This is a genomic window from uncultured Sphingomonas sp. (assembly GCF_964244235.1).
Taxonomy (GTDB): domain Bacteria; phylum Pseudomonadota; class Alphaproteobacteria; order Sphingomonadales; family Sphingomonadaceae; genus Sphingomonas.
In genome coordinates this window covers 1-3,027 of record NZ_CAXTII010000140.1, presented here as the reverse complement: position 1 = coordinate 3,027, position 3,027 = coordinate 1, and the positions used below count along the sequence as shown (strand labels likewise).

Genomic DNA, 3,027 nt, shown 5'->3' with positions numbered 1-3,027 from the left:
CGGGGTCGACCGGTTCATGAGCGAGTGCCGAAGCCTGACCAACTTCGTCGGCAACGCGGTCGCCGCGATCGTGGTGGCGCGCTGGGAGGGGCGGCTGGACCGCGCAAAGCTGGATGCGACGCTGGCCGGTTCGCGGTAAGAATACGCGTCGCACCGGCGAAGCGACGGCGAAACAACCCACCGGCAAGCATGTCTTGACCGGTGGTGGGAGGATGAATGACGTACGACCATATCATCGGCGGCGGCGGCTCCGCGGGCTGCACGCTGGCGGCGCGACTGACGGAGGACCCATCGGTTCGCGTCCTGCTGCTGGAGGCGGGGGTGCGAACACGGAAATGCTGGCGCGGATGCCGGCAGGCGTCGGCAGTCTGATCAAGGCGAAGAGCAAGCATAACTGCGGCTTCCGACCGAGCCGGAACCCCATCTGAACGACCGTCGGCTATGGTGGCCGCGCGGACGGGGGCTTGGCGGCAGTTCGGCGATCAACGGCATGATCCATATGCGCGGGCATCCGCTCGATCATGACGAATGGCGGCAGACGGGGCTGGCGGGGTGGTCCTTCGCGGATGTCCTGCCTATTTCCGCCGGCCGGAAGGGCATCATCGCGGCGGCGACCTTCAAGGCAGCGACGGGCCGCTGACGATATCGCCCGGCGAAAGCGGCAGCCCGTTCGACGCGGCGATGATCATGATTGCGGAGAAGGCGATCAGGGGTAGAACGGCGGCGGGGTAGCTGGGTAACCATCGTCCGCCTGCTCGTCGCCCCGGCCTCGAGCCGGGGTGACGATGGGTATGGCTCTTTAATGCTGCATCCGCTGCATCATCCCGGGCGACATCGGATCGTGGTTCAGATGCGCCATGATCCACAATGACCCGATCATCACCAACGCCACGATCAGCACGCCGAACGCCAGCGCCAGGACGTTATTGGTGTTGTCCGACCCTGTCGTGATGTGGAGGAAGAACACCAGATGCACCCCCATCTGGCCTACCGCCAGCGCCATCAGCGCAACCGGGATACCCGGGCCGTAGATCAGCCCGCTGCCCGCGACGTAGAAGCTAGCGCCCGTCAGCAGCGCTGCCACGACCAGCCCCACGACATAACCGCGGATGCCCGACAGCAATTCACCCTCGCCGGTTTCCTGCCCGGGGGCGGAATCGGCGACTTCGGTGTCGGAATCGACCGGATGATCCATCATCCCGCTCCCATCAGATAGACGATCGTGAATACCGCGATCCAGATAATGTCCAGTGCGTGCCAGAACAGGCTGAAGCACAATATCCGGCGGACGATGGCGTCCTGGAAACCCTTGGCCTGAACCTGAGCCATCATCGTCGTCAGCCACAGCATCCCGATCGTGACGTGCAGTCCGTGACAGCCGACGAGTGCGAAGAAGGCCGACAGGAAGGCGCTTCGATCGGGGCCTGCGCCGCGCGCGATCAGACCGGTGAATTCATGGATTTCCAGGCCGAGAAAGCCGGCACCGAACACCGCGGTTACCGCCATCGCGATCTGGAACCACCACCTGTTCCTTGCCGCCATCGCGATACCCGCCATGCCGCACGCAAAGCTGCTGGCGAGGAGCAGCGTGGTTTCCAGCGCGACGGTCGGCAGCTCGAACAGCTCGCGCCCGCCGGGCCCGCCAGCGGTATTGCCGACGAGCACCGCATATCCCGCGAAGAAGGCGGAGAACATGATGAAGTCGGACAGCAGGAAGATCCAGAACCCATAGGACACCGCGATCCGCTTCGGTGCCGGCCCCTGCTCGCTGATCGGGATTTCGCCGCGGCCGAACTGGTGCGGATCGGCAGGTCGCTTCGCTGCCGCGGTCATGCCACCGCCTCTTCGGGAATATCGAGCATCTGCGCCTTCGCACGGCGACGGTCGCGATCGGCGCGTTCCAGATCGGCGGCGCGGATCTCGTATTCGGCTTCGTCGCGCCAGGCGAAGAGGACGAACGTCGCCCACGCGCCGAGCAAACCGAGAATGACCAGCCACCAGATGTGCCAGATCAGCGCAAACCCCGTGATCGTCGCGAAGAATGCGCTGACGAAGCCGGTCGGTGAATTGTGCGGCATATGGATGTCCGCATAATCGGGCAAATTGCTGAGCTTGCGGTCCTCGCGCGCAGCGGACTTCACGCGCCAATAGGCTTCTTCACCGCGCACGTCGGGAAGCACCGCGTAATTGAACGGCGGCGGCGGCGATGTCGTGGCCCATTCGAGCGTCCGGCCGTCCCATGGATCGCCAGTCTGGTCGATCAGCTGTGCACGATCGCGGATGCTGACATACAGCTGGATGATCTGACAGCCGATACCGATCGCGATCAGCAGCGCGCCGACGCCCGCGACCAGCAGCCAGGGCTGCCAGCCGGGTACGTCGTAATGCTGCATCCGCCGGGTCATTCCCTCGAGCCCCAGCACGTAGAGCGGCATGAACGCCACGTAGAAGCCGGTGATCCAGAACCAGAAAGCCGCCTTGCCCCAGCGTTCGTCCAGCCTGAACCCGAACGCCTTGGGGAACCAGTAGGTGTAGCCCGCAAAACCGCCGAACAGCACGCCGCCGATGATGACGTTGTGGAAATGCGCGACCAGGAACAGCGAATTGTGCAGCACGAAATCCGCGGGCGGCACCGCCAGCAGCACGCCCGTCATGCCGCCGATCACGAACGTCACCATGAATCCGATCGCCCACAGCATCGGCGAAGTGAAGCGGATGCGCCCGCCATACATCGTGAACAGCCAGTTGAAGACCTTCACCCCGGTCGGCACCGCGATGATCATCGTCGTGACACCGAAGAACCCGTTGACGTCCGCGCCCGCCCCCATCGTGAAGAAATGGTGAAGCCAGACCATGAAGGCGAGGATGCAGATCGCCATCGTCGCCATGATCATCGAGCGATACCCGAACAGCGGCTTGCCCGAAAAGGTCGCGATGACTTCGCTGAAGATGCCGAACGCCGGCAGGATCAGGATATAGACTTCGGGATGCCCCCAGGCCCAGATGAGGTTAACGAACATCATCTGG

At 63.9% G+C, this 3,027-nt stretch carries 5 protein-coding genes and 1 pseudogene; 3 read left to right on the top strand and 3 right to left on the bottom strand.

All coding sequences use genetic code 11. From position 1 onward, the window contains the following. From ACFE7D_RS14265 to ACFE7D_RS14255, 3 genes and pseudogenes are all read left to right on the top strand, one after another. Positions 1-139 (top strand): annotated as a pseudogene (locus ACFE7D_RS14265) (C4-dicarboxylate transporter DctA); the annotation flags it as partial. A 77-nt stretch (positions 140-216) separates the two neighbouring features. Next, positions 217-372, top strand: coding sequence for a hypothetical protein (locus ACFE7D_RS14260; RefSeq protein ID WP_375396072.1), 156 nt, complete (start codon positions 217-219; stop codon positions 370-372). Positions 373-394: 22 nt separating this feature from the next. After that, positions 395-640: a GMC family oxidoreductase N-terminal domain-containing protein gene (locus ACFE7D_RS14255; protein ID WP_375396073.1), complete on the top strand. Its 246-nt coding sequence runs from the start codon at positions 395-397 to the stop codon at positions 638-640. 159 nt (positions 641-799) lie between these two features. Here the strand turns inward: ACFE7D_RS14255 and cyoD are convergent, their stop codons facing one another. From cyoD to ACFE7D_RS14240, 3 genes are all read right to left on the bottom strand, one after another. Next, the gene (gene cyoD / locus ACFE7D_RS14250; RefSeq protein ID WP_375396071.1) at positions 800-1,195 is read right to left on the bottom strand and encodes a cytochrome o ubiquinol oxidase subunit IV; all 396 of its coding nucleotides are present in this window, start codon (positions 1,193-1,195) and stop codon (positions 800-802) included. Further along, positions 1,195-1,833, bottom strand: coding sequence for a cytochrome o ubiquinol oxidase subunit III (cyoC, locus tag ACFE7D_RS14245; protein WP_375396070.1), 639 nt, complete (start codon positions 1,831-1,833; stop codon positions 1,195-1,197). The genes cyoD and cyoC overlap by 1 nt, the downstream gene beginning before the upstream one ends. Continuing rightward, positions 1,830-3,027, bottom strand: a 1,198-nt coding sequence (locus tag ACFE7D_RS14240) for a cbb3-type cytochrome c oxidase subunit I (protein ID WP_375396069.1), incomplete at its 5' end; no start/stop codon positions are given. The genes cyoC and ACFE7D_RS14240, both read right to left, overlap by 4 nt.